21 protein-coding genes and 1 pseudogene are annotated in these 25,854 nt (G+C 56.9%); 13 read left to right on the forward strand and 9 right to left on the reverse strand.

Annotated elements, in window-relative coordinates; genetic code table 11:
• Nucleotides 1–383: 383 nt before the first annotated feature.
• The 4 genes from gltP (at nt 384) to AC2LB6_RS20980 (ending at nt 6,498) form a co-directional block, all read left to right on the forward strand.
• Nucleotides 384–1,685: a glutamate/aspartate:proton symporter GltP gene (gene gltP, locus AC2LB6_RS20965; RefSeq protein WP_490094980.1), complete on the forward strand. Its 1,302-nt coding sequence runs from the start codon at nt 384–386 to the stop codon at nt 1,683–1,685.
• A 674-nt stretch (nt 1,686–2,359) separates the two neighbouring features.
• Nucleotides 2,360–3,271: an N-acetylmuramic acid 6-phosphate etherase gene (gene murQ / locus AC2LB6_RS20970; protein ID WP_490094981.1), complete on the forward strand. Its 912-nt coding sequence runs from the start codon at nt 2,360–2,362 to the stop codon at nt 3,269–3,271.
• Entirely contained in the window at nt 3,271–4,725 is a 1,455-nt protein-coding gene (gene murP / locus AC2LB6_RS20975) for a PTS N-acetylmuramic acid transporter subunit IIBC (protein WP_490094982.1), read from the forward strand. Before murQ ends, murP begins: the two co-directional genes overlap by 1 nt.
• A gap of 228 nt (nt 4,726–4,953) precedes the next feature.
• Nucleotides 4,954–6,498 (forward strand): methyl-accepting chemotaxis protein, encoded by a 1,545-nt coding sequence (locus AC2LB6_RS20980; protein ID WP_490094983.1) that lies wholly within the window; start codon nt 4,954–4,956, stop codon nt 6,496–6,498.
• Here AC2LB6_RS20980 and AC2LB6_RS20985 read toward each other — a convergent pair.
• A complete protein-coding gene (locus AC2LB6_RS20985) occupies nt 6,495–7,460 on the reverse strand; it encodes a cupin domain-containing protein (RefSeq protein ID WP_490094984.1) in 966 nt (321 codons plus the stop codon). The genes AC2LB6_RS20980 and AC2LB6_RS20985 overlap by 4 nt on opposite strands.
• A gap of 105 nt (nt 7,461–7,565) precedes the next feature.
• Here AC2LB6_RS20985 and AC2LB6_RS20990 point away from each other — a divergent pair, with 105 nt between their 5' ends.
• Entirely contained in the window at nt 7,566–8,753 is a 1,188-nt protein-coding gene (locus tag AC2LB6_RS20990; RefSeq protein WP_490094985.1) for an MFS transporter, read from the forward strand.
• A gap of 212 nt (nt 8,754–8,965) precedes the next feature.
• Nucleotides 8,966–9,175, forward strand: a complete 210-nt coding sequence (locus AC2LB6_RS20995; protein ID WP_490094986.1) for a YdgH/BhsA/McbA family protein — start codon at nt 8,966–8,968, stop codon at nt 9,173–9,175.
• Between the two features lie 150 nt (nt 9,176–9,325).
• On the opposite strand, the gene sbmA is transcribed toward AC2LB6_RS20995, so the two are convergent.
• On the reverse strand, nt 9,326–10,567 hold the full coding sequence (sbmA, locus tag AC2LB6_RS21000) for a peptide antibiotic transporter SbmA (RefSeq protein ID WP_490094987.1): 1,242 nt from the start codon (nt 10,565–10,567) through the stop codon (nt 9,326–9,328).
• 277 nt (nt 10,568–10,844) lie between these two features.
• Here sbmA and AC2LB6_RS21005 point away from each other — a divergent pair, with 277 nt between their 5' ends.
• The 3 genes from AC2LB6_RS21005 to AC2LB6_RS21015 are packed head-to-tail and all read left to right on the forward strand — an operon-like array spanning nt 10,845 to nt 14,687.
• On the forward strand, nt 10,845–11,579 hold the full coding sequence (locus AC2LB6_RS21005; RefSeq protein ID WP_490094988.1) for a gluconate 2-dehydrogenase subunit 3 family protein: 735 nt from the start codon (nt 10,845–10,847) through the stop codon (nt 11,577–11,579).
• A gap of 2 nt (nt 11,580–11,581) precedes the next feature.
• Complete coding sequence (locus AC2LB6_RS21010; RefSeq protein WP_490094989.1) at nt 11,582–13,366, forward strand: GMC family oxidoreductase; 1,785 nt, start codon at nt 11,582–11,584, stop codon at nt 13,364–13,366.
• A gap of 10 nt (nt 13,367–13,376) precedes the next feature.
• A complete protein-coding gene (locus AC2LB6_RS21015) occupies nt 13,377–14,687 on the forward strand; it encodes a c-type cytochrome (protein ID WP_490094990.1) in 1,311 nt (436 codons plus the stop codon).
• A 46-nt stretch (nt 14,688–14,733) separates the two neighbouring features.
• Here AC2LB6_RS21015 and AC2LB6_RS21020 read toward each other — a convergent pair whose 3' ends face one another.
• A complete protein-coding gene (locus tag AC2LB6_RS21020; protein WP_490094991.1) occupies nt 14,734–16,143 on the reverse strand; it encodes an MFS transporter in 1,410 nt (469 codons plus the stop codon).
• A 374-nt stretch (nt 16,144–16,517) separates the two neighbouring features.
• Between AC2LB6_RS21020 and AC2LB6_RS21025 the strand changes: the two genes are divergently transcribed.
• Both AC2LB6_RS21025 and nadS read left to right on the forward strand, forming a co-directional pair.
• On the forward strand, nt 16,518–16,850 hold the full coding sequence (locus AC2LB6_RS21025; protein WP_039389389.1) for a type II toxin-antitoxin system RelE/ParE family toxin: 333 nt from the start codon (nt 16,518–16,520) through the stop codon (nt 16,848–16,850).
• A gap of 1 nt (nt 16,851) precedes the next feature.
• Nucleotides 16,852–17,136 (forward strand): NadS family protein, encoded by a 285-nt coding sequence (gene nadS / locus AC2LB6_RS21030; RefSeq protein ID WP_031594167.1) that lies wholly within the window; start codon nt 16,852–16,854, stop codon nt 17,134–17,136.
• 76 nt (nt 17,137–17,212) lie between these two features.
• Here the strand turns inward: nadS and abgT are convergent, their stop codons facing one another.
• The 3 genes from abgT to AC2LB6_RS21045 all read right to left on the reverse strand — a co-directional run bounded on the left by abgT (nt 17,213) and on the right by AC2LB6_RS21045 (nt 21,643).
• The gene (gene abgT / locus AC2LB6_RS21035) at nt 17,213–18,730 is read right to left on the reverse strand and encodes a p-aminobenzoyl-glutamate transporter (protein WP_490094992.1); all 1,518 of its coding nucleotides are present in this window, start codon (nt 18,728–18,730) and stop codon (nt 17,213–17,215) included.
• 160 nt (nt 18,731–18,890) lie between these two features.
• Nucleotides 18,891–20,333 (reverse strand): M20 family metallopeptidase, encoded by a 1,443-nt coding sequence (locus AC2LB6_RS21040; protein WP_490094993.1) that lies wholly within the window; start codon nt 20,331–20,333, stop codon nt 18,891–18,893.
• Nucleotides 20,330–21,643, reverse strand: coding sequence for a M20 family metallo-hydrolase (locus AC2LB6_RS21045; RefSeq protein WP_490094994.1), 1,314 nt, complete (start codon nt 21,641–21,643; stop codon nt 20,330–20,332). Before AC2LB6_RS21045 ends, AC2LB6_RS21040 begins: the two co-directional genes overlap by 4 nt.
• Before the next feature lie 114 nt (nt 21,644–21,757).
• Between AC2LB6_RS21045 and AC2LB6_RS21050 the strand changes: the two genes are divergently transcribed.
• Nucleotides 21,758–22,654 carry a LysR family transcriptional regulator gene (locus tag AC2LB6_RS21050; RefSeq protein ID WP_490094995.1) on the forward strand — a complete coding sequence of 299 codons (897 nt, stop codon included), beginning with the start codon at nt 21,758–21,760 and terminating at the stop codon, nt 22,652–22,654.
• Between the two features lie 73 nt (nt 22,655–22,727).
• Nucleotides 22,728–23,165, forward strand: a complete 438-nt coding sequence (gene yjdN / locus AC2LB6_RS21055; RefSeq protein WP_064690597.1) for a VOC family metalloprotein YjdN — start codon at nt 22,728–22,730, stop codon at nt 23,163–23,165.
• Nucleotides 23,166–23,283: 118 nt separating this feature from the next.
• Here the strand turns inward: yjdN and AC2LB6_RS21060 are convergent, their stop codons facing one another.
• The 3 genes and pseudogenes from AC2LB6_RS21060 to AC2LB6_RS21070 all read right to left on the reverse strand — a co-directional run.
• Nucleotides 23,284–24,150 carry a nucleoside-specific channel-forming protein Tsx gene (locus AC2LB6_RS21060; protein ID WP_490094996.1) on the reverse strand — a complete coding sequence of 289 codons (867 nt, stop codon included), beginning with the start codon at nt 24,148–24,150 and terminating at the stop codon, nt 23,284–23,286.
• A gap of 279 nt (nt 24,151–24,429) precedes the next feature.
• Nucleotides 24,430–25,785, reverse strand: coding sequence for a sensor histidine kinase (locus AC2LB6_RS21065; RefSeq protein WP_490094997.1), 1,356 nt, complete (start codon nt 25,783–25,785; stop codon nt 24,430–24,432).
• A pseudogene (locus tag AC2LB6_RS21070) lies at nt 25,782–25,854 on the reverse strand (DNA-binding response regulator); the annotation flags it as partial. The pseudogene AC2LB6_RS21070 and the gene AC2LB6_RS21065, both read right to left, overlap by 4 nt.

A 25,854-nucleotide genomic window follows, 5' to 3' on the forward strand; every position in this document is an offset into this window, starting at 1 on the left:
AAAGCAAGCAAACGCACCGGGAGCGTTTTTAACCGACCCTGAATAGCTATGCGTAAATTCATCGAAGTATTACTTTTCATAACAGCAGGTTAGGGATTTTTACTTTCGGCAGCACTTTATGCTACTTAGGTGGCTAACTTTTAATCGGATCTTCCGGGGGTTGCATTTACCACAGTGAAAATGGTACTTATCTCGCCCCTGTTCTGCAGGTATCAACTCAGACCGCGTCTGAAAATGGGTATGGGAATCATCAGATTTTCATACGAGGCGCTGTTTCTTAACACCCTCTAATTTACCGGGCTTTTTGCTCACTCCCTGTGTGTATTGTCTTCTGCACCTTCGCAGTAGAGAGAAACGGGTTTTGACTGAGGAAATTACGCGTTATGAAAGGTTTTAAAATCAGCCTGGCCTGGCAGATTCTGACAGCCCTGGTGCTTGGCATCGTTGTGGGTGCTGTGTTGCATAATCAGCCAGACAATCGTGAATGGTTAGTCGCCAACATTCTCAGTCCGGCAGGCGATATCTTTATTCATCTCATCAAGATGATTGTGGTACCGATCGTCATTTCATCCCTGATTGTCGGCATCGCTGGCGTGGGTGATGCAAAGAAGCTGGGACGCATCGGCGTCAAAACGATTCTCTACTTTGAAGTGATCACCACCATTGCCATTGTGGTCGGTATTACACTGGCCAACGTATTTCAACCCGGAACCGGCATTGATATGTCAACGCTGGCAACGGTGGACATCTCTAAATATGAAGCGACAACGGCAGAGGTACAGGGTGGTCCGCACAGCCTGGTGACCACCATTCTGTCGCTGATCCCGCAGAATATTTTCGCCTCGATGGCGAAGGGCGACATGCTGCCGATTATCTTTTTCTCGGTGCTGTTTGGCTTAGGTCTGTCGTCACTGCCGTCAGAACAGCGCGATCCGCTGGTGAATCTGTTCCGTGGCATTTCTGAAGCGATGTTTAAAGTGACGCACATGATCATGCGTTATGCGCCGGTAGGTGTGTTTGCGCTGATCGCGGTGACCATTGCCAACTTCGGTTTTGCCTCGCTGTGGCCGCTGGCTAAGCTGGTACTGCTGGTTTACGCCGCGATTCTGTTCTTCGCCTTTGTGGTGCTGGGCGGGGTGGCGCGCTTCTGTCAGCTGCGGATTACCACGCTGATGCGCATCCTGAAAGATGAGCTGATTCTCTCTTACTCCACATCCAGCTCGGAAACCGTGTTGCCGCGCATTATGGAGAAGATGGAAGCCTACGGCGCGCCGAAAGCGATCACCAGCTTCGTGGTGCCGACCGGGTATTCGTTTAATCTGGATGGTTCAACGCTTTATCAGAGTATTGCGGCGATCTTTATTGCGCAGCTGTATGGCATTGACCTGTCGCTGACCGATGAGATTGTGTTGGTTCTGACGCTGATGGTGACCTCGAAAGGGATCGCGGGTGTGCCTGGCGTATCCTTCGTGGTACTGCTGGCCACACTGGGCAGCGTCGGCATTCCTCTGGAAGGTCTGGCGTTTATCGCCGGTGTTGACCGCATCATGGATATGGCGCGCACCGCGCTGAACGTGGTCGGTAACGCGCTGGCGGTGCTGGTTATTGCCCGCTGGGAAAACCAGTTCGACGCCGAAAAGGCGAAAGAGTATGAACTGGAGCTGCGGACACAGACCGCAAGCTGAACACGGCATTGACGTTAAAAAGGGCTCAACGAAAGTTGGGCCCTTTTTGTTTGTGTGACTGAGTTCTTACATGGTCGATAATGCTGAAATCAAAGACCAGCATTTGTGCCGTTCAGTCGGATACAAAGGGGGGCTGCGTAAAGTCGGCGTAAACCTATCCCTGGGGCCTCGGCCGCCGCATCCATGCAGCGGACGCTTTACTCCGCTCCCCTTTGTATCCGCCTTTATGTGATTTCTGTGCAGCGCTTTAGGGGAATTAAAAACCGTAATTATGAGTTTATTTTCGGCATTAAGCAGCCTGCTATCCGAATGACAGACCCAGTCTGCTTTCAAACAGCAATAAAACAGTTTGAAGGAAGAAAAGGTTCACCTGAAGAGTAAAGCGCCCAAACGCCCGGTTGGCGTGGACCGGGCGTCATGGATGATGAATGTGTCTTTACGATCAGGTGAACCTTCTCTGACCGGCTCCGATTTGACAACGACGCCACTCACATACCCTGCGCCCAGACCGGAATGCGCAGCGATCAAGTGCCGAATGCCAGATATCACTCACTCAACCCGCCCCCGCAACATGATTCATCCCCCATCCATTAAAAAAAGATCTCACCCAGTGAATTAATCATTCGTTATGATAGTTGGTAATTTGAATAATTTATTCCTTAGCGGAGTCCGCCATGAAACTCGACCTCAGCCAGATGATCACCGAAGGCCGCAACCCGGCCAGCCAGAACATTGATGAACTCTCCACCGAAGCGATGCTGCGCGTCATTAATGATGAAGATAAAAAGGTGGCGCTGGCGGTTGAGGCCATCGTGCCGCAGATCGCCGCCGCCGTTGACGCCATCTGCACCGCGTTCCGGGCGGGTGGGCGACTGATTTATTGCGGCGCGGGCACCTCCGGGCGGCTGGGCATCCTGGATGCCAGCGAATGCCCGCCTACCTTCGGTACACCCCGCGAACAGGTCATCGGTCTGATTGCCGGCGGCCATACCGCCATATTACAGGCGGTTGAAAATGCCGAAGACAATCGGGAGCAGGGCGCACAGGACCTGAAAGATATCCACTTCAGCCGCCACGATGTGCTGGTCGGTATCGCCGCCAGTGGCCGCACACCTTATGTACTGGGTGCGCTGGCTTACGCGAACGAGCTTGGCGCGACCACCGTGGCGCTCACCTGTAATCCTGGCAGTGCCATGTCGCAGGTGGCCGCGATTGCGCTCACGCCGGTGGTCGGTCCGGAAGTGGTCACCGGCTCCTCCCGCATGAAAGCGGGCACCGCGCAAAAACTGGTACTCAACATGCTCACCACCGGATCGATGATCCGCAGCGGAAAAGTGTACGGCAACCTGATGGTCGATGTGGAAGCCACCAACCAGAAACTGGTGCAGCGGCAGGTCAACATTGTCATGCAGGCCACGGACTGTGATGATGCAACGGCAAGCGCCGCGCTCATCGCCTGCGGTGGACACTGCAAAACCGCCATCCTGATGGTACTGGCTGACCTGACCGCCGATGAGGCGAAAGCGCTGCTCAGTGAGCACCAGGGCTTTATCCGTCAGGCTCTGCAGGCAGCGGGAGCACGCTAATGGCGAAAATCACCGAAGCACTGTTGCGTGACATCCTGCAGGCAGTCGGTGGCGCGCAAAATATCGCGGCTTGCGGTCACTGCATGACACGGCTCCGCCTGACGCTTAATCAGCCGGAACAGGTTGATCTGGCAAGGTTAAAAAGCCTGCCGGGTGTCTTAGGCGTTATCGACAGCGAGGCACAGTTGCAGGTTGTCCTGGGGCCGGGCAAAGCGCAAACCGCCACCGAGGGGATGCAAATCCTGCTGGAGCAGGGGCATACCACGCTGGCTCCGCAGGGCGATACACCCGAACTCAGCCAGCTGGCGCAGCAGCAGAAACAGCAGCTAAAAGCGAAACAGACCAGTGGCGTGCATCAGTTCCTGTCGCGCTTCGCCACTATCTTCACCCCGCTGATCCCGGGTTTTATCGGCGCAGGGCTGCTGCTGGGATTCGCCACGCTGATTGAACAGAGCCTTCACCTTAATGTCCCCGGCGACCATGCGCCCTGGCTGCTGCACACCGTGGCGTACATGAAGGTGTTCGGCAAAGGGCTGTTCACTTTCCTCAGCATCCTGATCGGCTACAACGCGCAGAAAGCCTTTGGCGGCAGCGGCGTCAATGGCGCCATCATCGCCTCGCTGTTTGTGCTCGGCTATGTGCCCACGGCCACCACCGGCTACTACAGCGGCATGGAAAGCTTCTTTGGCCTGACGATCGACCCGCGTGGCAATATCATCGGCGTACTGATGGCGGCGATGAGTGGAGCGTGGATCGAGAAACAGCTGCGCAAAATCATTCCTGACAACCTGGATATGATCCTCACCTCGCTGTTCACGCTGGTGATCACCGGGGCCATCACCTATCTGCTGATCATGCCGCTGGGCGGCGAACTGTTTAAGGGGATGTCGTGGCTCTTTATCCACCTCAACAGCAATCCCTTTGGCTGTGCGCTGCTGGCCGGGCTGTTCCTGATCGCGGTGATGTTCGGCATCCATCAGGGCTTTATTCCGGTCTACTTTGCGCTGATGGAAACCCAGGGTTTTAACTCGCTGTTCCCGATTCTGGCGATGGCGGGTGCCGGGCAGGTCGGCGCATCACTGGCACTATGGTGCAAAGCAGAAAAAGGCGCGCTGCTGCGGGCGCAAATCAAAGGTGCCATTGTGCCCGGCCTGCTTGGGGTCGGAGAGCCGCTGATCTATGGCGTCACGTTGCCGCGCCTCAAGCCGTTTATCACCGCCTGTGGCGGCGGAGCACTGGGCGGTTTCTTTATCGGACTGGTGGCGTGGCTGGGTTTGCCGGTAGGGATGAACACGGTATTCGGACCGTCCGGACTTGTTACTCTGCCACTGATGACCTCCAGCCAGGGGATCTTCGCCGGTATGGCGGTTTACCTGGCCGGGTTGATGGTGGCCTGGACCGGTGGATTCCTGCTCACCTGGTGGTTTGGCACCCGTAATGTCGATCTCAGCTAGCCGACTGCCGGAATCCTCAAATCCGGCTAACGGATGAATAATCAGCCAAAAATGTGAAAGCCGCTTCAAAGCGGCTTTTTTATTGCCATTAATTTAACTTAGTCGCTAAAGAGTAGGCCGCCGCATGCCGAAAACATAAAAAAATGTAATCGTTTTCTCTCAGCCCAAAGTTTTCACGCCGCCACTCAGACTGTCGCGTGCAGGACGTCGGGTCTTCAAGGACTTTTGATGCGTAACAACCAGCCTGTCTCTCAGCGTGAATATCTTTTCGACGATCATGCGACATTGATGTCGACCACCGATCTCAACAGCCACATCACTTACGCTAACGACGCGTTTATCGAAGCAAGCGGATTCACTGCCGACGAGATTAACGGCCAGCCGCATAATATGGTGCGTCACCCTGATATGCCGCCAGAAGCGTTTGCCGATATGTGGGCGACGCTGAAACAGGGTGAACCCTGGACGGCGCTGGTCAAAAACCGCCGGAAAAACGGCGATCACTACTGGGTGCGGGCCAATGTCATTCCGGTAGTGCGCGACGGTAAAGTGCAGGGCTACATGTCGGTGCGTACCAAACCCACGGCAGAGGAAGTGCGTCAGACCGAAGCACTCTATCAGGATTTTCTTGAAGGCCGCGCCAGAGGGCGACGTTTTCACAAAGGCCTGCTGGTGGGCAGTGGCTGGCGTCGTCCCGCCTCAATCCTGAAAACACTGCCCCTGCGCTGGCGCATCCGTTCTACACTGTCGGCGTTACTGCCTCTTTCGGTGGCGGGCGTCTGGGCACTGGGCATGACCCACGCTGCACTGGCCGGCTTTACCGCAGGCATGGCTGGGCTGCTTCTGCTCTGCAGTTTGTGGCTGGAGCAGCAGATTTCACGTCCTATCGAGCGGATGTGCAAACAGGCGCTCCGCGTGGCGACCGGTGCGAGTCATAAAGTTGAGCAGATGGATCGCGTTGATGAGGTCGGCGTCACGCTGCGCGCTATCGATCAGCTTGGATTGATGTTCCGCTGGCTGGTGGATGATGTCAGCGGTCAGGCGATCAATGTGCTGAGCGCCAGCGACGCCATCGCCCGCAGCAACAACGAACTGAGTCGCCGTACCGAGCAGGCCGCGGCCAATGTGCAGCAGACTGCAGCCACCATGAACGAAATGACCGCGACGGTGAAGAGCAATACCGAAACCGCGCACGAGGCGAATACTCTCTCAGCCAGTACCAGCAGCGCGGCCAGCAAAGGCGGTGAGGTGATGACTGAGATGATGGGCATGATGGGAGAAATTGCCGACAGTTCAAAGCGTATCGCCAATATTACCAGCGTCATCGACGGCATTGCCTTCCAGACCAATATCCTGGCATTGAACGCCGCAGTAGAAGCAGCACGGGCCGGTGAGCAGGGCAAAGGCTTTGCGGTCGTTGCGGGCGAAGTCCGCAGCCTGGCGCAGCGCAGCGCCAAAGCCGCCAGCGAGATTAAAATGCTGATCGAAGCCAGCGGCAGCCGGGTCAAATCGGGTAATGAGCACGCCAGCGCAGCAGGCCGGACGATGCAGGATATCGTGTCGCAGGTGCAGAATGTTACCGCGCTGATCGCCCAGATCAGTTCAGCTACGGCTGAACAGGCGACCGCGCTCAGTGAAGTCAGCTCAGCGGTGGAAGATCTTGATGACATCACCCATCAGAACGCCGCGCGCGTGACAGAAAGCGCCGAGGCTTCTGGTCGCATGACCCATCAGGCTAACCGTCTGGTAGAAGCGATCAGCGTCTTTCGTTAAGAGGCCAGCGCCTGCGTGCCTTCACGTCCGGCACGCAGCGCCCCTGGTGACTGCCCGACAATCCGCTTAAAGGCGCGACTGAACGCCGCAATCGAGCCGTAGCCGAGATGATAGGCCACGGCTTCCACTGCTTCGCCATTGTTCACAATCCGCTGCACCGCCAGCCGCATCCGCAACTCCGTGAGATAACGCAGCGGCGTCATACCAGTGGCATTGAGAAAACGTCCGGCAAACACCGATCGCGAGCAACCCGCCACGCTCGCCAGCCTTGCCACCGTCCAGTTTTCGCCCGGCTCCCGATGCATTGCGGCAATCGCCTGGCTCAGGCGGGGATCGCGCATCGCCTGCACCAGCCCACTACTCTGGCCGCAGCCGTTCTCTACCCAGCCGCGCACTATCAGGGCAGCAACCACATCCGCCAGACGCGACAGAATGCCAGCAAATCCTGCCTGACGTGTCCGGGACTCCCGCTCCATCGCCGCCAGCATCGGCTGAATCTCCGGATACTGCGACAGCAGGGTGCTCACCAGCATCACATCCGGCATGGTGTTGATCAGTGGCTGCATGCCGCCAAGCTCAAACGCCATACAGGCGCTGAACAGCAGTACGCTGTGCTCGTCCTCACCGGCATTTTCCGGGGCGGCGATGGCGCAGACGCTGTCGCAGAGCGGCTTGCTCGCCATGTTTTTAATGCACTGGCAGTCCGCCTCCTCACTGGAGATCAGGCTGTGCGGTTTACCGTGCGGCACCAGTAGCGCATCGCCGCTGTTGAGCTGAAACACCTCGCCGGAGGCGCTGCGCACCAGCAGTGAGCCACGCCCGACAAAGTGGAACTGCGCCCGGCCCGGTGCGTGCTCATAGTGTAGCCCGAACGGCGCGCTTACCGCGATGCGCTGATAGTTCACGCCATACAGGCGCATCCCCATCAGCAGTTCACTGGTCAGATCGCCATAGTGACTCATACGATTCCAGACGAATTATCAAAAATGAAGGTGTAAGCATCATAGATCGTCCTGACGCGGCGCTCTATGCTCACTCTCACTTTTTTTATCTTCCGGAGAAGCAGCATGAGTCTGACAACCGAAGTGGCTGATGAGGTTTCCTCGCCGACCCGCCCCGCCTGGGGCGCGGTATTTGCAATGGCGTTTGGGGTGTTCAGCCTCATTACCGCCGAATTTTTACCCGTGAGTCTGCTGACGCCGATGGCCCACAGCCTCGGTGTGTCTGAAGGGCAGGCGGGACAGACCGTCACTATCACCGCGCTGGTGGCACTGTTTACCAGTCTGGTCACCGGCAGCGTCACGCGGCGCATCGATCGCCGCATCGTCATGCTGGTGTTTTCGCTGTTGCTGATTGCCTCAGCGCTGATGGTAGCCTTTGCGGCTGACCTGACGGTGATCCTGCTGGCGCGGGTGCTGCTGGGCATGGCTATTGGCGGCTTCTGGACGCTCTCAACCGCCATCACCATGCGTCTGGTGCCCAGCGATCAGGTGCCGCGCGCGCTCTCTATTGTCTTCAGCGGTATCTCGCTGGCGACGATTATCGCCACACCGCTCGGCAGCTATCTCGGCGGCCTGGTGGGCTGGCGCAACATCTTTATGCTGACTGCCGGACTGGGTGCAGTGGCGCTGCTGTGGCAGTTCTTTACCCTGCCCGCCATGCCGGCAGAGAACAAAGCCCGCAACGGCGGGGTGCTGGCATTGCTGCGTATCGGTGTGATGCGCTGGGGCATGCTGGCGGTAATCATGATGTTCACCGGCCACTTTGCCTTCTTCACCTATCTGCGTCCGTTCCTGGAAGGCGAAGCACAGCTCAACCTCAATCAGCTGTCGCTGGCGCTGTTGGCCTTTGGCGTGGCGAACTTCTTTGGCACCTCGCTGGCCGGTTTTCTGGTCACCCGCAGCGTGTCGCTGACGCTGAGTGGCATGGCGCTGTTAATGAGCGTCACTGCGCTGATGCTGGTGAGTTTTGGTGATGTCAGCTGGCTGGTTGGCGTGGGTGTAGCGATCTGGGGGATGGCGTTTGGTTCAATGCCAACCGGCTGGTCAACCTGGATTTCGCGCGCGGTGCCGGATGATGCGGAATCGGGCGGCGGTCTGCTGGTCGCCACCATCCAGCTGGCGATTACCGTCGGTGCAGCCGCGGGCGGCTGGATGTTTGACCTGCGCGGCGCAGGCGGTGTGTTTGTCGCCAGCGGAGTACTGATGCTGCTTGCTGCGCTGACCATCTTCAGCCGGGTAAGGCATCACGGTTAATCCTCTGAAGGCAGCGAGTTATGCTGCCTTTTTTATTGAAGCTGGATTATTAACCTTTTGAGCGATAACTGTGCGAAATGTGCTTTTTATCATCAGTTTTTCTGAATGAGATAAGCAAAACCCTCCGCTTTTTACTGATCAACTTCCGGACTAATATATCTATCAACAAGGCAGTAAGCCTTACCTGATAAAAATTAACTGAGGAATTGACCATGAAATCTATCAAAACTTTTGCAGCTGTTATTGCCCTTTCTGTTCTGCCATTCGCCAGCTTCGCCCAATCTGTGACCGCTGTCGACTCTACACTGGATGGTGCTGAAGCGAAAATCGCTGCGCAGGCTCAGGATGCTGGTGCTTCATATAAAATCACTGAAGCTAACACCAACAACGGCGTTCACATGACCGCTGAGCTGCTGAAATAAGCTGAGTTGTACCCTCTTGTGCTGACAGGACGCCTTCGGGCGTCCTGGCGGCGTTTCTGTGAGGGGCAGGATTTTACTTCCAGGTTTTGAAATAAAAAAGCCACTCTGACGAGTGGCTTTTTTATTTCAAGAAACGTTCATCCTCACCCGCTACACCTCTTCTGATGCCTCGCGCTTCATCTCATCATGCGGCACATCATCCAGAATCTGCTCAAAGCTGCGCAGACGCTTGTAGATTGACATCAGTTCGATCAGCGTTGACCAGGAGGCGATCAGATACTGGAACGAGCCGCGAACCTGATCAAACACGTTGGTGATCTGGTTGAGTAAGCCCAGCGTAATGGTGCCCGCGACAATTGACGGGAACAGCAGGAACAGACCAAACACGTTATCGACCTGCAGATAGAGGATGCGGGTGATGTTGAAGTAGAGATAGTGGAAGTAGAGACGGAAGTAGTTAACCCGCACGCGACTGAACAGCTCCTGCACCGTCTGTGGCCCGGCGCGATCGGCATTGTCCTCGCCGTAAACCAGCTCTTTACGGTAGGCAGCTTCAACGCGCTGATTGCGGAACTCCAGCCCCGGCAGCTTAATCCCGACCAGCGCCAGCAATCCGGTGCCGAACACCGACCAGAGCACAGCGGCAATCACCAACGCGTAAGGAATATTGCCGAGGATTGGAATATCTTTCACGTGATGTGATAGCGCGACCAGCACCGGCAAAAACGCGACCAGCGTCATAATTGCCTGAATAAAACTCACACCCCAGTTTTCCAGCGTGGTCGCAAACCGCATGGTGTCTTCCTGCACACGCTGTGCGGCACCTTCGACATGACGCAGACGCTGCCAGTTGTGCATGTAGTAGTTATTCATGGCAGTACGCCAGCGGAAAACCCAGTGGCTGATAAAGAAGGAGTTGAGTACGCCAATCACCACCGCGATTAATGCGATGCCGAGAAAAGAGAAAACCTCATGATAAAATTCCGCAATCTGCACCGATCCCGCTTTGGTTAGCGCTTTCTGAATCAGATCGTAGAACGGACCGTACCAGGCATTAATGGCCACCCCGACCTGCACGCCAAACCAGGTGACGAAGATGATCAGCGCGGAACCCCACACTGACCAGCGCTGCCAGGGATGCGCATCAATCAACCGCCAGGCCACGGCAAAAATGGCTACCATGATCCAGTAGTAGAGGTAGAACCACAGCTGGCTCACGGCGATAAAACGCGCCGCCGTGGTCGGCAGGGGCTGTTTCATTGCTGTTTCAAAAGTGGGCCAGATGCCGGGCAGATGCGCGGCAAAACCGAACCAGGCAAAAATCGCTAATAAACTCCAGACAGCCGCAGAGCTGAAAAACAGCGCTGGCCGCGGAAAAAAAGACTTAAACATAGGCACTCCGCTGTTGTGTGTTGCCTGTTATAACGTTTTTGGCGGGTCGCTGTCTGTAGTCTGTTGTTTCTGCTCATGACAGCAAGGGGATAGATGTTAATGAAATTGTGCGGTTTTGTTTCGTGGAACTAAATCTTTGTGAATGGCAGTGTTACAATGCGCTGGTTTTGTTACCGGTAACAATCAGGCTCCGCGCCTGTATCTGCTGATAAAAACCATTACAACGCAACCACCACTTTTTTCATACCGCCGGTCAGCGCGGGAATGAGGCAATGTCATGTCAGAACAAAAAAAGGGTCATTCACGCAGGGGTTTTTTGCTGAAGACAATTACTCTTGCGCCTGCAATGGCGGTAGGTTCCACAGCGATGGGCGCGCTCTCCCTGCCGCTGGCCGCGCAGGCGGCTGAAACCCCGGCAGCGCCACAAAAGGCGCGTGATTACCACCCGAACTGGTTCACCGCCGAAGAGTTCGCCTTTATCACGGCCGCCGTGGCGCGTCTGATTCCCAGCGACGAACGCGGGCCGGGTGCGCTCGAAGCAGGCGTGCCGGAGTTTATCGATCGTCAGATGAACACGCCGTATGCCACGGGTTCGAACTGGTATATGCAGGGGCCATTCAATCCCGATCTGCCGAAAGAGCTGGGCTATCAGCTGCCGCTGGTGCCACAGCAGATCTATCGCCTTGGTCTGGCCGATGCCGACAACTACAGCAAAAAGCAGCATGGCAAGGTGTTCGCCCAGCTCAGCAGCGAGCAGCAGGATGCCTTACTGCAGGCGATGGAGAGTGGCAGCGCGGAATTCAGCCAGCTGCCAGCAAAAGTCTTCTTCAGCTTCCTCCTGCAGAACACCCGTGAAGGCTTCTTCAGCGATCCTATCCACGGCGGGAATCAGGGCATGGTCGGCTGGAAGCTGATCAACTTCCCTGGCGCACGCGCCGACTTTATGGACTGGGTAGAGCGCGGCGAACGATATCCGTTCCCGTCAGTGTCGATTCGCGGGGAGAGAAGCTAAGCATGGCAAACGAAATGAAAAAAGTGGATGCGGTGATTGTTGGCTTCGGCTGGGCAGGCGCGATTATGGCGAAAGAGCTGACCGAAGCAGGACTCAACGTGCTGGCGCTGGAGCGTGGACCGCATCGCGATACCTATCCCGATGGCTCCTATCCACAGTCCATTGATGAGCTGACCTATAACGTCCGCAAAAAACTGTTCCAGGATCTCTCTAAAAGCACCGTGACGATTCGTCATGACGCGTCGCAGACGGCGGTGCCCTATCGCCAGCTGGCAGCCTTTTTGCCCGGCACCGGCACTGGTGGCGCGGGTCTTCACTGGTCTGGCGTTCATTTCCGCGTTGACCCGGTTGAGCTGCGGATGCGCAGCCACTACGAAGAGCGCTACGGCAAGAACTTCATCCCGGAAGGCATGACGATTCAGGATTTTGGCGTCAGCTACGATGAGCTGGAGCCGTTCTTCGACAAGGCAGAAAAAGTCTTTGGCACCTCAGGCAACGCCTGGAGCATCAAGGGCAAAGTGGTCGGCAAAGATAAAGGCGGCAACCCGTTTGCGCCCGATCGCTCAGATAACTTCCCGCTGCCCGCGCAGAAGCGCACTTACTCGTCGCAGCTGTTTGCTCAGGCGGCAGAATCTGTCGGCTATCATCCCTACGATCTGCCGTCTGCCAATACCTCGGGTCCTTATACCAACACCTATGGCGCGCAGATGGGGCCGTGCAACTTCTGCGGTTACTGCAGCGGCTACGCCTGCTACATGTATTCCAAAGCCTCGCCGAACGTCAACATCCTGCCCGCGCTGCGTCAGGAGCCGAAGTTTGAGCTGCGTAACAACTCTTATGTGCTGCGGGTCAATCTCAGCGATGACAAAACACGTGCAACTGGCGTGACCTATGTGGATGGTCAGGGTCGCGAGCAGGTTCAGCCCGCTGACCTGGTGATCCTCTCCGCCTTCCAGTTCCACAATGTGCATCTGATGCTGCTGTCGGGAATCGGTAAACCGTATAACCCGATTACCAATGAAGGCACCGTAGGCCGCAACTTCGCCTATCAGAACCTCTCTACGCTCAAGGCGCTGTTTGATAAAAATACCACCACCAATCCGTTTATCGGTGCGGGTGGCGCGGGTGTTGCGGTTGATGATTTCAACGCGGATAACTTTGACCACGGGCCGCTGGGCTTTGTTGGCGGTTCGCCATTCTGGGTTAACCAGGCGGGTACCAAACCGATCTCCGGCCTGCCGGTGCCAGCGGGTACACCCAACTGGGGCAGCAAATGGAAAGCCGCGGTGGCGGATACCTACACCCACCATCTGTCGATGGATGCGCACGGTGCGCACCAGTCCTATCGCGCCAACTACCTCGATCTCGATCCTAACTACAAAGATGCCTATGGACAGCCGCTGCTGCGCATGACCTTTGACTGGCAGGAGAACGACATCAAGATGGCGCAGTTTATGGTCGGTAAGATGCGCAATATCGCCGAAGCGATGAATCCGAAGATGATTATCGGTGGCGCGAAAAAGCCGGGCACCCATTTTGACTCCACGGTGTATCAGACCACCCACATTAGTGGCGGCGCGATCATGGGTGACGATCCCAAAACCAGTGCGGTTAACCGTTATCTGCAAAGCTGGGACGTGCCCAATGTATTCGTACCTGGTGCGTCAGCCTTCCCGCAGGGACTGGGCTACAACCCGACCGGCATGGTGGCGGCGCTGACCTACTGGTCAGCCAAAGCGATTCGCGAACACTACCTGAAAAACCCCGGTCCACTGGTGCAGGCATAAGGAGATGGCGATGAAAAATGGCATTCTGGCTCTGATTCTTGGCTCTCTGACGTTCGCTGCACTGGCGGATAGCAGCCAGGACGATCTGGTTAAACGGGGTGAGTATCTGGCGCGCGCCGGTGACTGTGTGGCCTGCCACACCAGCAAAGGCGGCGCAGCGTTTGCCGGTGGTCTGCCGATGGCGACACCGATTGGCACCATCTACTCCACCAATATCACGCCCGATGCCGCCACTGGCATTGGCGAATACAGCTACGACGACTTCCAGAAAGCGGTGCGTCAGGGTGTGGCGAAAAATGGCGATACGCTCTATCCGGCGATGCCTTATCCCTCTTACGCAGTGGTCAGCGATGAAGATATGAAGGCGCTTTACGCCTACTTCATGCATGGCGTCGCGCCGGTCGGGCAGCCAAACCGGGAGAGCGACATTCCCTGGCCGCTGTCGATGCGCTGGCCGCTGGCGATCTGGCGCGGGATTTTTGCGCCCGACGTGAAAGCGTTCCAGCCTGCCGCCCAGGAAGATCCGGTGCTGGCACGTGGTCGCTATCTGGTTGAAGGACTGGGTCACTGCGGGGCCTGTCACACGCCACGCAGCATCACCATGCAGGAGAAGGCGCTGACCAACGGTGAGGGCAGTGACTATCTGGCGGGCAGCAGTGCACCGATTGATGGCTGGACCGCCAGCAACCTGCGCGGCGATAACCGTGATGGATTAGGACGCTGGAGCGAAGAGGATCTGCGTCAGTTCCTGCGTTATGGCCGCAACGATCAGACCGCCGCTTTTGGTGGCATGACCGACGTGGTGGAACACAGTCTGCAGCATCTGAGTGAGTCCGATATCACCGCCATCGCGCGCTATCTGAAGTCGCTGGGCGCGAAGGATCCCCATCAGGCGGCGTTCAGCGTGGATGATGCCACCGCAAAAGCGCTGTGGCGTGGTGATGACAGCCAGACCGGTGCTGCGACCTATGTCGACAGCTGTGCGGCGTGCCATAAAACCGATGGCAGCGGCTATAAACGCTTCTATCCGGCGCTGCGCGGCAATCCGGTGGTGCTGGCGGACGATCCGACCTCACTGATCCATATCGTGCTGGTGGGTGGACAGTTGCCTGGCGTCAATGGCGCGCCGTCGACCATTACCATGCCGGCATTCGGCTGGCGTCTTGACGATCAGCAGGTGGCGGACGTGGTGAACTTCGTGCGTAACAGCTGGGGCAATAAGGCGTCTGAGCCGGTCAGCGCGAAACAGGTCGCTGCGCTGCGTAAAGATGAGAAAGATCGGCTGGGCAGTGCGGATATTCGGGTACTGGAAGGCAAATAATCTGCAGTAAAAAAGGCCGTCATCAGCGCGATGACGGCCTTTTCTTTTAAATATTCTCCAGATCGATACCGCGCGTCTTCGGCCCGTAAATCCCTACCGACAACATCACCATCACCATGCTCAGCACGATAAAGGTAATCACACCTGGCGTGCCGGCATACTGCAATATCACCCCAATCAAAATACTGCTGAATACCGTAGAGAGGCGGCTGAAGGAGTAGCAGAAGCCGACCGCCCGCGCCCGGATATGGGTCGGGAAAATCTCGGTCTGATAGGCGTGGAAGCTGAAGGTCAGCCAGGCGTTGGACCAGGTGATCAGGAAGCCGCAGAGAATCAGCAACACCGGCTGCGTCTGGAAGGCGAACAGCGTGCCGAACACCACCGTCATCAGCGACGACAGGACGATCTGCCACTTATTCTCCAGCCTGTCGGCGTAGCGGCTGCAGATCAGCGATCCCAGCGGATAGGCCAGCGTGATGAAGAAGGCATAGAGCAGGCTGTGCGTCACCGTGGCACCGTTTCCTGACAGCAGCGCAGGCAGCCAGTTACCAAAGCCGAAAAAGCCGATTGCCTGGAAAAAGTTCATCACCACCAGCATCAGGGTGCGCTTGCGGTAAGCAGGTGACCAGATCTCGCTGAAACGCCCCCGTTTTGGCAGCTGCGCCGCGGCGTCATCAGCTGAAAAAGCGGGTCCAGCCGGGATGCCGCAGCGTTGCTCCATTGTGGACAACACCTGATGCGCCTCCTGATGACGGCCCTGTTGCGCCAGCCAGCGCGCCGACTCCGGCAGGTTCCTGCGCACCAGCCAGATCACCAGCGAACAGACCGCGCCCGCAATGACCACCCAGCGCCAGCCTTCAAGGCTGAACAGCGTTTGCGGAATCAGCCACCACGACATCAGCGCCACGGCTGGCACCGATAAAAACTGCACGAAAAAGGAGAAGGCAAAGGCACGGCTACGCAGATGGGTCGGCACCCATTCCGACAGATAGGTATCGATGGTCACCAGCTCGACGCCCAGCCCGATCCCCACCAGAAAGCGGAACAGAATAATCATCTCCGCGCTCTGCTGGAACGCCATCAGTAGCGAAAACAGCCCGTACCACAGCAGCGCACACATAAAGGTGAGACGGCGACCAAAGCGGTCAGCGTAGGGCGCCAGCAGGCTGGCACCGAAAAACAGACCGAGAAAAGTGGCCGAGGCGAAGGCCGCCTGATCGGAAAAGCCCAGCACGCCTGCCGCACCCGTGTGAAATACGCCCGCCGACAGCAGGCCGGTACTGATATAGCCGGTTTCAAACAGGTCATAAAGCTCAAAAAAGCCGCCCAGCGCCAGCAGCGTAATAAAGCGCCACAATCCGGCGGAGGAGGGCAGCGCATCAACCCGAGCGGCTAAGCTGTTACGGGCCGCCGATGAAGCGTGCATCGGCGGCAGGCTGGTGGAGGAGGTGGTCATGTCAGCGTGAACCTCAGGCAGTGTGGAGACGACTCGCAGCCGGTCGGAGGCTTATTAAAATAGTTAACCGTTAGCAAGCGAAGAAATAGCAGAATAGTCAATTCATCCGCCGTTGCCGAGAGGGTCGTTGCTGACTATTTAGCAACGTACGTTGCAGGTTTTGCCATCCGTGGCACTGTGCTTTAAGGCAGTTTCGGCCAGGGGAGCCAAAAAATCATGTGGGTTTCGGGTGCTATCTCTTTCTGGTCACGCAGCAACAGGCCAGGCTGGCTGCAGAAATAGTGCATGTTCGACAACTGACCTCCCCGATTCACTCTTCTCATAGCCATACCTGGGGTGTACTATGTACTCTCCAGGGAATGGAGGAACAGCCAGTGAGTCAGGCGATTGAGTTTATTGAGACCCCGATGTTTACCCGGCAAATAAAGCAGATCGCCACAGATGAAGAGCTCCGGGAACTTCAGAAGGCGCTTATTGAGTCACCGGAAAAAGGCGATCTCATTCAGAAAACCGGCGGGCTGCGTAAAATCAGGATGGCGACAGGTAATCAGGGCAAAAGCGGCAGCGCAAGGGTGATTTACTTCCTGGCCACCGCTGAGGTGATCTACCTGGTGATGGCCTACCCAAAGAGTATTAAAGAGAGTCTCACGAACGCGGAAAAAGCTGAGCTAAAGAAGCTGACACAATTACTGAAAGATGAGGTGTAACGTGAGTTTTTTTGACGAGCTGAAAGCATCGCTGGAAGAGGCTGTGGAGATCAAAAACGGTGTCAGGGAGCCCGGTCGTGTTACCCGTTACGCGGTTGCCGACGTGAAGGCTATCCGGGCACAGCTTAACGTCTCACAGAGCGAGATGGCGACGGCATTGGGAACCAGCCTGGATACCATAAAGAGCTGGGAAGCCGGACGGCGTAACCCGACCGGGCTGGCAGCTAAAGTACTGGTCACTATCCAGAAAAACCCGGAATTTTTTAAGGAGCTGGCGGCGCAATGAGTCGTTGTTCCCTGCACGCCGTTTAACAAAAAATAAAACGTGCCACCGATGAAACATTCATCGGTGGCACTGTGCTTTAAGGCAGTTTCGGCCAGACGCCTGGCCCGATCGGCAGACCCAGCAGATACCACACCAGCAGCAGCGCTATCCAGCTGATAAAGAACACCAGCGGATAGGGGAAGATCAGCACGTAATAGGTGCCGAGCTGCGCATCTTTCTGGTAACGCTGCAAAAAGGCGAGAAACAGCGGCAGAAACGGCGACATCGGTGCCAGTGGCAGCACGGCGGAGTCGGCGATGCGGAAAATCATCTGTGCAAAGGCGGGATGGAAGCCAAGCAGCATAAACATCGGCACGAAGACCGGAGCCAGAATCGACCAGATGGCTGAGCCGCTGGCAATAAACATGCAGAGAAATGCTGACAGGAACATCAACCCAAGAAACGCGGGCGCGCCGCTGACGCCTGCGCTCTCCAGCACATCGGTCAGCCCGATCGCCATGAATTTGCCCATGTTGCTCCAGTTGAAGAACGCCACGAACTGTGACAGCGGAAACACCATCACGATAAAACCCGCCATGCCCTTCATCGGATCGACCAGCAGTTGCGGGATATCATCCGGACGGCGGATCTGCCGGGTCACTACGCCGTAAGCAATGGCGACCACAAAGAAAAACAGGATGATGATCGGCACAATGCCCTGAATAAAAGGCGAGGGAATAATGGCGCCGGTGGCGGGATTGCGCAGCGGCGCATTTTCCGGCACCACCAGCAGCGCCATCAGGGCGATAAACAGCAGCGCGGCAATCCCGGCAGCCCGCAGGCCGCGGTTCTCCAGTGGCGTCAGTGCCGCCAGCTTCTCACCGTTACCCTGCCACTGCGGCAGGCGCGGCTCGACAAATTTATCGGTCAGCAGCGCGCCCACTATCGTCAGCACAATCACCGAGGTCGCCATAAAGAACCAGTTGTCGATGACGCTGACGTGCACCGTATCGCTGACTGCTTTAGCCGCTTCGGTGCTGATACCCGAGAGCAACACATCGGTGGTAACAATCAGCAGGTTGGCGGTAAAGCCGGAGGCCACACCGGCAATCGCGGCCAGCAGGCCCGCCACCGGATGACGGCCCACCGCCAGGAAGATCAGCGCCCCCAGCGGCGGCATCACCACCAGTGCGGCATCCGAGGAGATATGGCTGAAAAAGGCGATAAACAGCACCATGTAGCTGGCATAACGGCGGCTGACGCGCGACGCCATCTTGACCATCAGCGACTGTAACAGGCCGACCTTTTCTGCCAGCCCGGCACCAATCACCAGCGCCAGAATCGATCCCAGCGGGGTAAAACTGCTGAAGTTTTTGATGATATTGGGCAGGATCCACTGAATGCCTGCGACGCTCAGCAGGTTATTCACCCGCACGATTTCGCCGTTGCTGGGGTTCTTCACCGCCAGGTCCAGCGCGCTGATAATGGCGGTCGCCACCATCAGCACCACGATCAAATAGACAAACAGTAAAAACGGATTGGGTACTTTATTCCCCACGCGCTCGATCCAGCTAAAGAGCCGGCCAGGACTGCGGTTCTCGGATGTTGCTTCCATGGTATTGGTTCTCGTCTTGTGTCCCTTTTATCGGCGGTAGCAAGGCCTGACGCCGGTCGCGTTGCGCGACAGGCGGTGAGTTCAGTTCCGGCACCGCTGAGTCAGGGAAGTGTTTGCAATATTTCTTATAGTGGTCCGCGTCAGAGACACGGCCGTTGGCTCATTCGGCCAGTTTTGTTGGTCTGATCCCCGCCGGGATCGGGCAGTGATAGGGCTGTGCGGCGCGTATCCGATCAAACTCGGCCCGGCAGCCAGCCAGCGCCTGCTGATCCGTTAACAGCGTTAACACCGTGGCTGCCATCACTTTTCCCGCCAGAAACATTCCTTTATGCCCGATACTGGTGCGGCCCTGCGCCACCAGTTGCCAGGTGTGCAGCGGCGTGCCAAAGGTAAAGCAGGGCGAAAAGCACTGTGCAGTCGGCGTCACCCAACTGACATCGCCGACGTCGGTGGAGCCATAGAGCAGCTCACGTGTGACCGCATAGGGCGCGACTTCATCCATAAAGAGCTTATCGCCCAGTTGTTCAGCCCAGGCGTGACCGGCTTCACCACCGGTTCGGGCGGCATTGAGCCGGGCATTGCGCAGATCATCATCAGTGAGCGTGGCACGCAGTTCAGCCGCAAACGCGCGCTCTTCGTCGCTGTAGTCGGGCAAACCAAACTGATGCAAATAACGCTCCATGACCGCTTCCAGCGCGCGATTCGGCACGTAGTCCGAACAGGCTTTGTCAAAACGTACGGTCAGTGTGGTGTCGGTCATCAGGGCTGCGCCCCTGGCGATATTGATCACCCGTTCATAAATCGCCTGCGCCTGTGGCAGTTCCGGGGCGCGGATCAGGTAGAGCACCTCCGCATCGGCCTGCACCACATTCGGTGATACGCCGCCGCTGTTGGTAATGGCGTAATGCAGTCGGGCCTCCTGCACGATATGCTCGCGCAGAAAGTTGGCCCCGGTATTCATCAGCGTGACGGCATCCAGCGCGCTGCGGCCCAGATGGGGTGAGTTGGCGGCGTGAGCGGCGACGCCTTTGAAGCTGAATGCCGCCTGAATATTGGCAAGCGTGCGCAGATTAAACATGCCGCTGAAACCTTCCGGATGCCAGGTCACGGCGGCATCGACGTCGTCAAACAGCCCTTCGCGCACCATAAAGGTTTTGCCCGATCCGCCCTCTTCGCCGGGGCAGCCGTAAAAGCGAACCGTGCCGCCCGTGTGATGCTGTTCCATCCAGGCTTTCACGGCGCAGGCTGCGGCAACACCCGCCGTGCCGAGCAGGTTGTGGCCGCAGCCATGTCCGTTGCCGTTGGCTTCCATCGGTTGTGGCCGGGCACAGCCCGACTGCTGGCTCAGACCGGCCAGCGCATCGAACTCGCCGAGGATGGCAATCACCGGCTTGCCGCTGCCTGCGCTGGCGATAAACGCGGTGTCGATGCCGCCCACGCCACGTTCAACTGTGAATCCTTCTTTTTCCAGCGCGTCGGCCAGCAGAGCAGAGGAACGCGTCTCGGCGAAACGGGTTTCTGGCGTGTCCCAGATGGCGTCACTGAGCGTGCTGAAGCGGAGCTGATGGCGATCGATATACTCGGCTATAAACGCTTCCATCATCGTGATCCCCCGAACTGCGCCTGATTCAGCGCCAGCGTTGCCAGCAGCGTGATGGCGTCCGGCATTACCCGCTCATCAAAGTCGAATTTCGCATTGTGGTGACCCGCCGCCAGTTCACAGCCAAAAATGACGTAAGAGGCCTGACCGCCGCGCTGCTTTACGCGCTCCATCATGTAGGTTGCATCTTCCGAACCTGCTGCCTGCGCTTTACGGTCGACCACAGAGTCAAACATGCCGAGTGCGTCCGCCTGCTGGTGAATGAAATCGACCCACGGCTGTGTCGGAGTACAGCTGCGCGCAGCACCCATTAGCGAAACCTGCTGCTCAACGCCATACATCGCTGCTGCGCCGGCAATCACCCGCAGCGCCTGCTGATAAATATCGTCATTAACCTGATTGGTGACGCCACGGGTTTCGACTTTCAGCAGGGCGCTGTCGGCCACCACATTGCGGCCGGTTCCCGCCTGCAGCACGCCCACGTTGACCCGCGCCACGCCGCCGCTGTGCTGGGTTAAGCCATGCAGGGCCAGCGTCGCCTGTGCGGCGGCCAGCAGGGCATTGCGACCCTCTTCAGGACGACCACCCGCATGGGCTCCGACGCCGGTAAAGTGAACATCCAGCTTGGTAGTGGCGAGGAAGCTGTCGCTGCCGCATACCACTTCGCCTGCTGGCACGCCGGTGCCGATGTGAATTGCGGTGAAACGCTCAACGTCATCGACCACGCCCGCCGCGACCATCGCTTTGGCACCACGCACACCTTCTTCGGCGGGCTGGAAGATCAGTTTAATCGTGCCGCTGAGCTGATCTTTCATCGCCATCAACACCGAGGCGAGGCCCAGACCAATAGTGGTATGACCGTCATGCCCGCAGGCGTGCATCATGCCGGCGTTGCAGGAGGCGAACCCTTCACGCTGTGGCAGATGATCGCCTGCCTGGCTTTCATTGAGATCCAGTGCATCCATATCGACGCGGAAGCCCATCACCGGGCCAGGACGGCCGGTCTCAAGCGTTGCTACGATGCCACAGAATCCGCCGGAGAAGTGGCTGATCCACTGCGGCAGCGCGCCCTGTTGCAGCGCACGCGCCTCCTGCTGCTTCAGCACGGTTTCGTCGGGTAAACCCATCCGCGCATCGGCATCGATCACCTCACGGCCCAGCTTCAGTTGATAACCGAGCTTATGCAGTTCTTCTGCGACTAACGTCGCGGTGCGGAACTCCAGCCAGCCCGATTCGGCATAGTGATGGAAGTCGCGACGCCACTGTTGCAGTTGTGGCAGCAGGGCGCTGACGTGGTCTGAAAGGGGTTTCATCGGCTCTCTCCTCGTTGTTGATTTTTTATGCACTGCTTCGAATCTACACAATGGTGCTGGGCTGCATAAGATGCGAATATCTTGTGACTGATAAACAACGGTTATCGAAAAACTATGTCTGCCAATCTCAAACTTCATCAACTGCGCGCCTTCACAGACGTTGCGCGACAGGGCAGTATCCGGGCGGCAAGCCGTCTTTCCGGATTGTCGCAACCGGCGTTAACCAAAGCGATTCAGGAACTGGAGCGCGAGCTGGGGGCAAAGCTGTTTATCCGCCGTCAGCAGGGCGTGGTACTGACGGATATCGGTGATAACTTTTTTCGTCATGCCAGCCTGGTGCTGGCGGAGTTGCGGGTTGCCGAGGAAGATATCCAGCAGCGGCTGGGACTGGGTGGCGGTCAGGTGAATATCGGAGTGGGTGGCAGCGTGGCACGTACCATCATGCCGCAGGTGATTAACCAGTTTCATCGCGAATACCCGCTGGTAAAAGTGCGCATCGTCGAAGGCCAGCTGGTATCGATGGTACATGAGCTGCGCCAGGGCGCGCTCGATTTCACCATCAATACCTATGATCAGAGCCATCTCGATCAGGAGCTGATGTATGAGCGGATGATGGAGCGCGAGTACAAAGTGGTGGTGCGCAAAGGCCATCCGCTGGAAAAAGCGCGTTCTCTGGCGGCGTTACAGCAGGCGGACTGGACGATGCCAACGCCCAAAGGCAGTTACTACCGTTTGCTGCATGATCTGTTTGGCGAGCGTGGCATGGCTCCCAAAATCGTGGTGACCTGTGAAACGTTTATGGCCTGCACCAGCCTGGTGGCGCAAAGCGATTTCATCAGCATTCTGTCGGTCGACGTGATTGACGATCCGATTCTGGGTCGGTCACTGGTGGCGCTGGCGCTCGACGATCCCCTGCCGAAAGCGATCTTCTATCTGATTCAGCGCAAAGACACCACGCTGACTCCAATGAGCAGTTATATGGCACAACTCTTTCGACGGTATTGCCAGTAAAATCAACGAGTAAAGTCGATCGTCTACACTGTTAAGGTACTGAAAAAAATCCAACCGACAAATAGAGGTTACGATGCAAGTTAGTCCTTATCTGTTTCTCTATGGCCGTTGTGAAGAGGCTATCGACTTTTACCTGCAGGCAACCGGTGGAGAGTTACTCTCTAAAATGAAATTCGGTGACATGCCGGATCAGGGTGAGCAGGTCGGCGATCAGTCTGCAGCGCCGCAGCCGCCAGAAAAGATCATGCATGCCCAGCTGCGCATTGGTGATGGTGAGCTGATGCTCAGCGATGGCAATACCGATCAGCCGCCAGCGTCAGAACATGCCGGTTACGCGGTCAGCCTTTCAACTACTGATGTTGAAAAAGGCAAGGCCTGGTTTGAGAAACTGTCGGCAGGCGGCAAGGTGACAACGGAATGGCAGGAGACGTTCTGGTCGAACGGATTCGCGATGTTCATTGATAAGTTCAACATTCCGTGGCGCATCAATGTTGAAAAGCCGCAGAACTAAAAGCGGGGCAGATGCAGTGTTTATTTGATAAGCCTGCATCTGAAAAGCTGGCTTTGGTGTATTACGTCCTGGGCCAGCTTTCCTGCTAAACGGGCGGTAATTAAAGCGCCCGCTATCATCAGAAGTTATAACCCGCCACCAGGTAGTAACCCCAGCCCGTCGATTTTACTTCGAATGGACCGTTGCCGAAGTTCTGTTCCTGACCATCTGCCCATTGTCCGCCGTTGTGGAAATAACGCGCTACCGCAGAGAAGTGCCAGTGATCGTAACCCAGTGACAGAATGTGGCTGGAGGCGATGGAGTTGCTGGTGCGTGATGAGCCGCCTTTATCGCGGAGATCAGAACCCCAGTCAAAGTTAGTGAAGCCCACATAGCCCAGATTACCACCCCACAGCGTGGTAATTGGCACGAAGTATTTCACCTTGAAGCGATAGCCGTCCCAGCTGTTTTCGTTCGCCGCACCGTAGTTTTCCCACTGATATTTGGCGTAGACGTTCAGCGACAGGCCGACATCGCTGTGCGTATCGATATCGGTGCCCAGACCCATATACCAGGTATTCTGGCGACTGTCACTGTTGCGGCCCATGTCGTAGATGTAGTTGTTAGCGAAATACCACTCTTTGAACGGGCCAAAGGCCAGGCTGGTGCCGGTCAGTTTGTCGATAGAGAAGCGCGGCTCAATCTCCATGAACATCGGTGAACCGTGATCAAAAATGCCGTTGGCGTTGCTGTTGCCTGCGCCGAAGAAGTTGGTCAGGTCAAGGTAGCCATAAAAATCGAACCAGTCCTTCTTGGCAAACGCTTCATATTCCAGATAAACGTCGTTGTTAAACTGGGGTCCGAAACGCGTGTGGTAGCTGCCTACCACGTTAACGCTCTGATGCCACCAGTCGGAGACATACTGCGGATCGCTTTCAGCGGCCTGCGCAGCACCACTCAATGAACATGCCAGCACGGCACCTGCTATCAACGTTTTATATTTCATTATTATCAGCCACATGCTTTTGACCGCCGCACAGCAGACGCAGTCAGAGAGAAATCGGTCCCTTGATGGGAATGAGGGTTTCACAGCAAATAACAGCCAGTTCTTTAGCCCGCGTAGCGTGCCTGTAACAGATCGATAGAAAATAGATTTTGCTCACGTTTGTCAAAAAGTGTTGCATTACAATTCAGCTAAAATGTGATGCACTTCACAATATCGGCGTGGATCGAACGGAACCAGGCAACCGTTTACGTTGTCTGGTTCGTGATCAAACAGGCGGGATCAGGGAAGGGTGACGCGAACCTGCAAACCACAAATGGCACCCTGTGGCGTCAGGCAATTGGAAAGGGCGACGTGAATCTGATGCTTCTGTGCGACGTTGCGCACAATAGATAATCCCAACCCGCTGCCCTGGGCTTTAACGTCAGGCGAACGGGTAAAACGATCAAACGCGCGCTCGATAAAGGACTCCGGCATACCCGGCCCGTTATCAACAATATCGACCACCGTTTTTCCCGCGACCCGATGCAGCAGTACATCGACCAGGCTGCCTTCCGGCGTGTGCAACATGGCGTTACCAATCAGGTTATCGAACAGGCTGCGCAGCTCGGAACGGCTGGCCTGCAGACGGTACTGCGTGGAGCCGTTGAAGCCGATATCGATGCCGCGTTTATCCGCCACTACCATCAGCTGCTCAATGCTCTCTTTCAGCAGATCTTCCAGTTCGATATGCTCAATGCTGGCCACCACGCTCTGGTCATCCTGGCGCGAGACATTGAGTAACTGCGTGACCAGATGCCGGGTGCGTGTGACGCCCGCTTCCAGCTGGCTGAACTGCCGGCTCGCTTCGCCCGGCTGGATATGCTGACGCAGGTTTTCCAGCTGCAACGTCACCGCCGTTACCGGGGTGCGCAGCTCATGCGCCGCATCTTCCAGGAACTGACGCTGTGACGACCAGGCCTCACGCAACTTACTCAACAGCGAGTTGTAGGCGGCCACCAGCGGCAGGATCTCATCCGGCAAGCCTTCGGGTGAGACATTGTGCGGATGATGCGTCTCCTGCGCGGCAATCTGACGCGAAGCGACCTGCAGATCCCGGGTGATCTTGCGCACCACCAGCCAGATCACCAGTAGCGACAGCGGCATCATCAGGATCAACGGAATGATCGCTGACAGCGCCCGCTTGACCATCAATGCCTTCATATAGCTGAGGTTGTGCATCACCTGGATGGTTTTGATCTCGCTGCCAGGCATGCCGGGCCGGGTATAGATGCGCCATTCGCAGTCGTCGCACTGACCGATATGGACATCGCGATAGCCGCGCTGGTTTTGCAGCGGGGCCTGTAACTCCGGCCATGAGCTGGCTCGCAACTGGCCCTGATCGTCCCACAGCTGCACCACAAAGGCGCTCTTCGCTTTGTCAGGCGCAATAAGCATCGGCATCAGGGCGGGCATTTGTTTATTGGTGGACCAGGCATCAGCGATTTTTGCCAGCTGATCGTCCTTCATGGTGCCGACCATATCGCCGTAGCAGCTGAAGAAATACCAGGTGACGCCGCCGATCATCAGCAGGTGAATAAGCAGCAGCGTAGAGAGTAATTTGTTGCGCAGTGAGCGCATAAAGCGGAAAGTTTTCATATTGCCGGTACCCGCCAGCCCAGCCCGCGCACGTTGCGGATCACGTCGTTATCCAGCTTGCGTCGCATT

Source organism: Pantoea sp. RCC30.1, assembly GCF_058148845.1.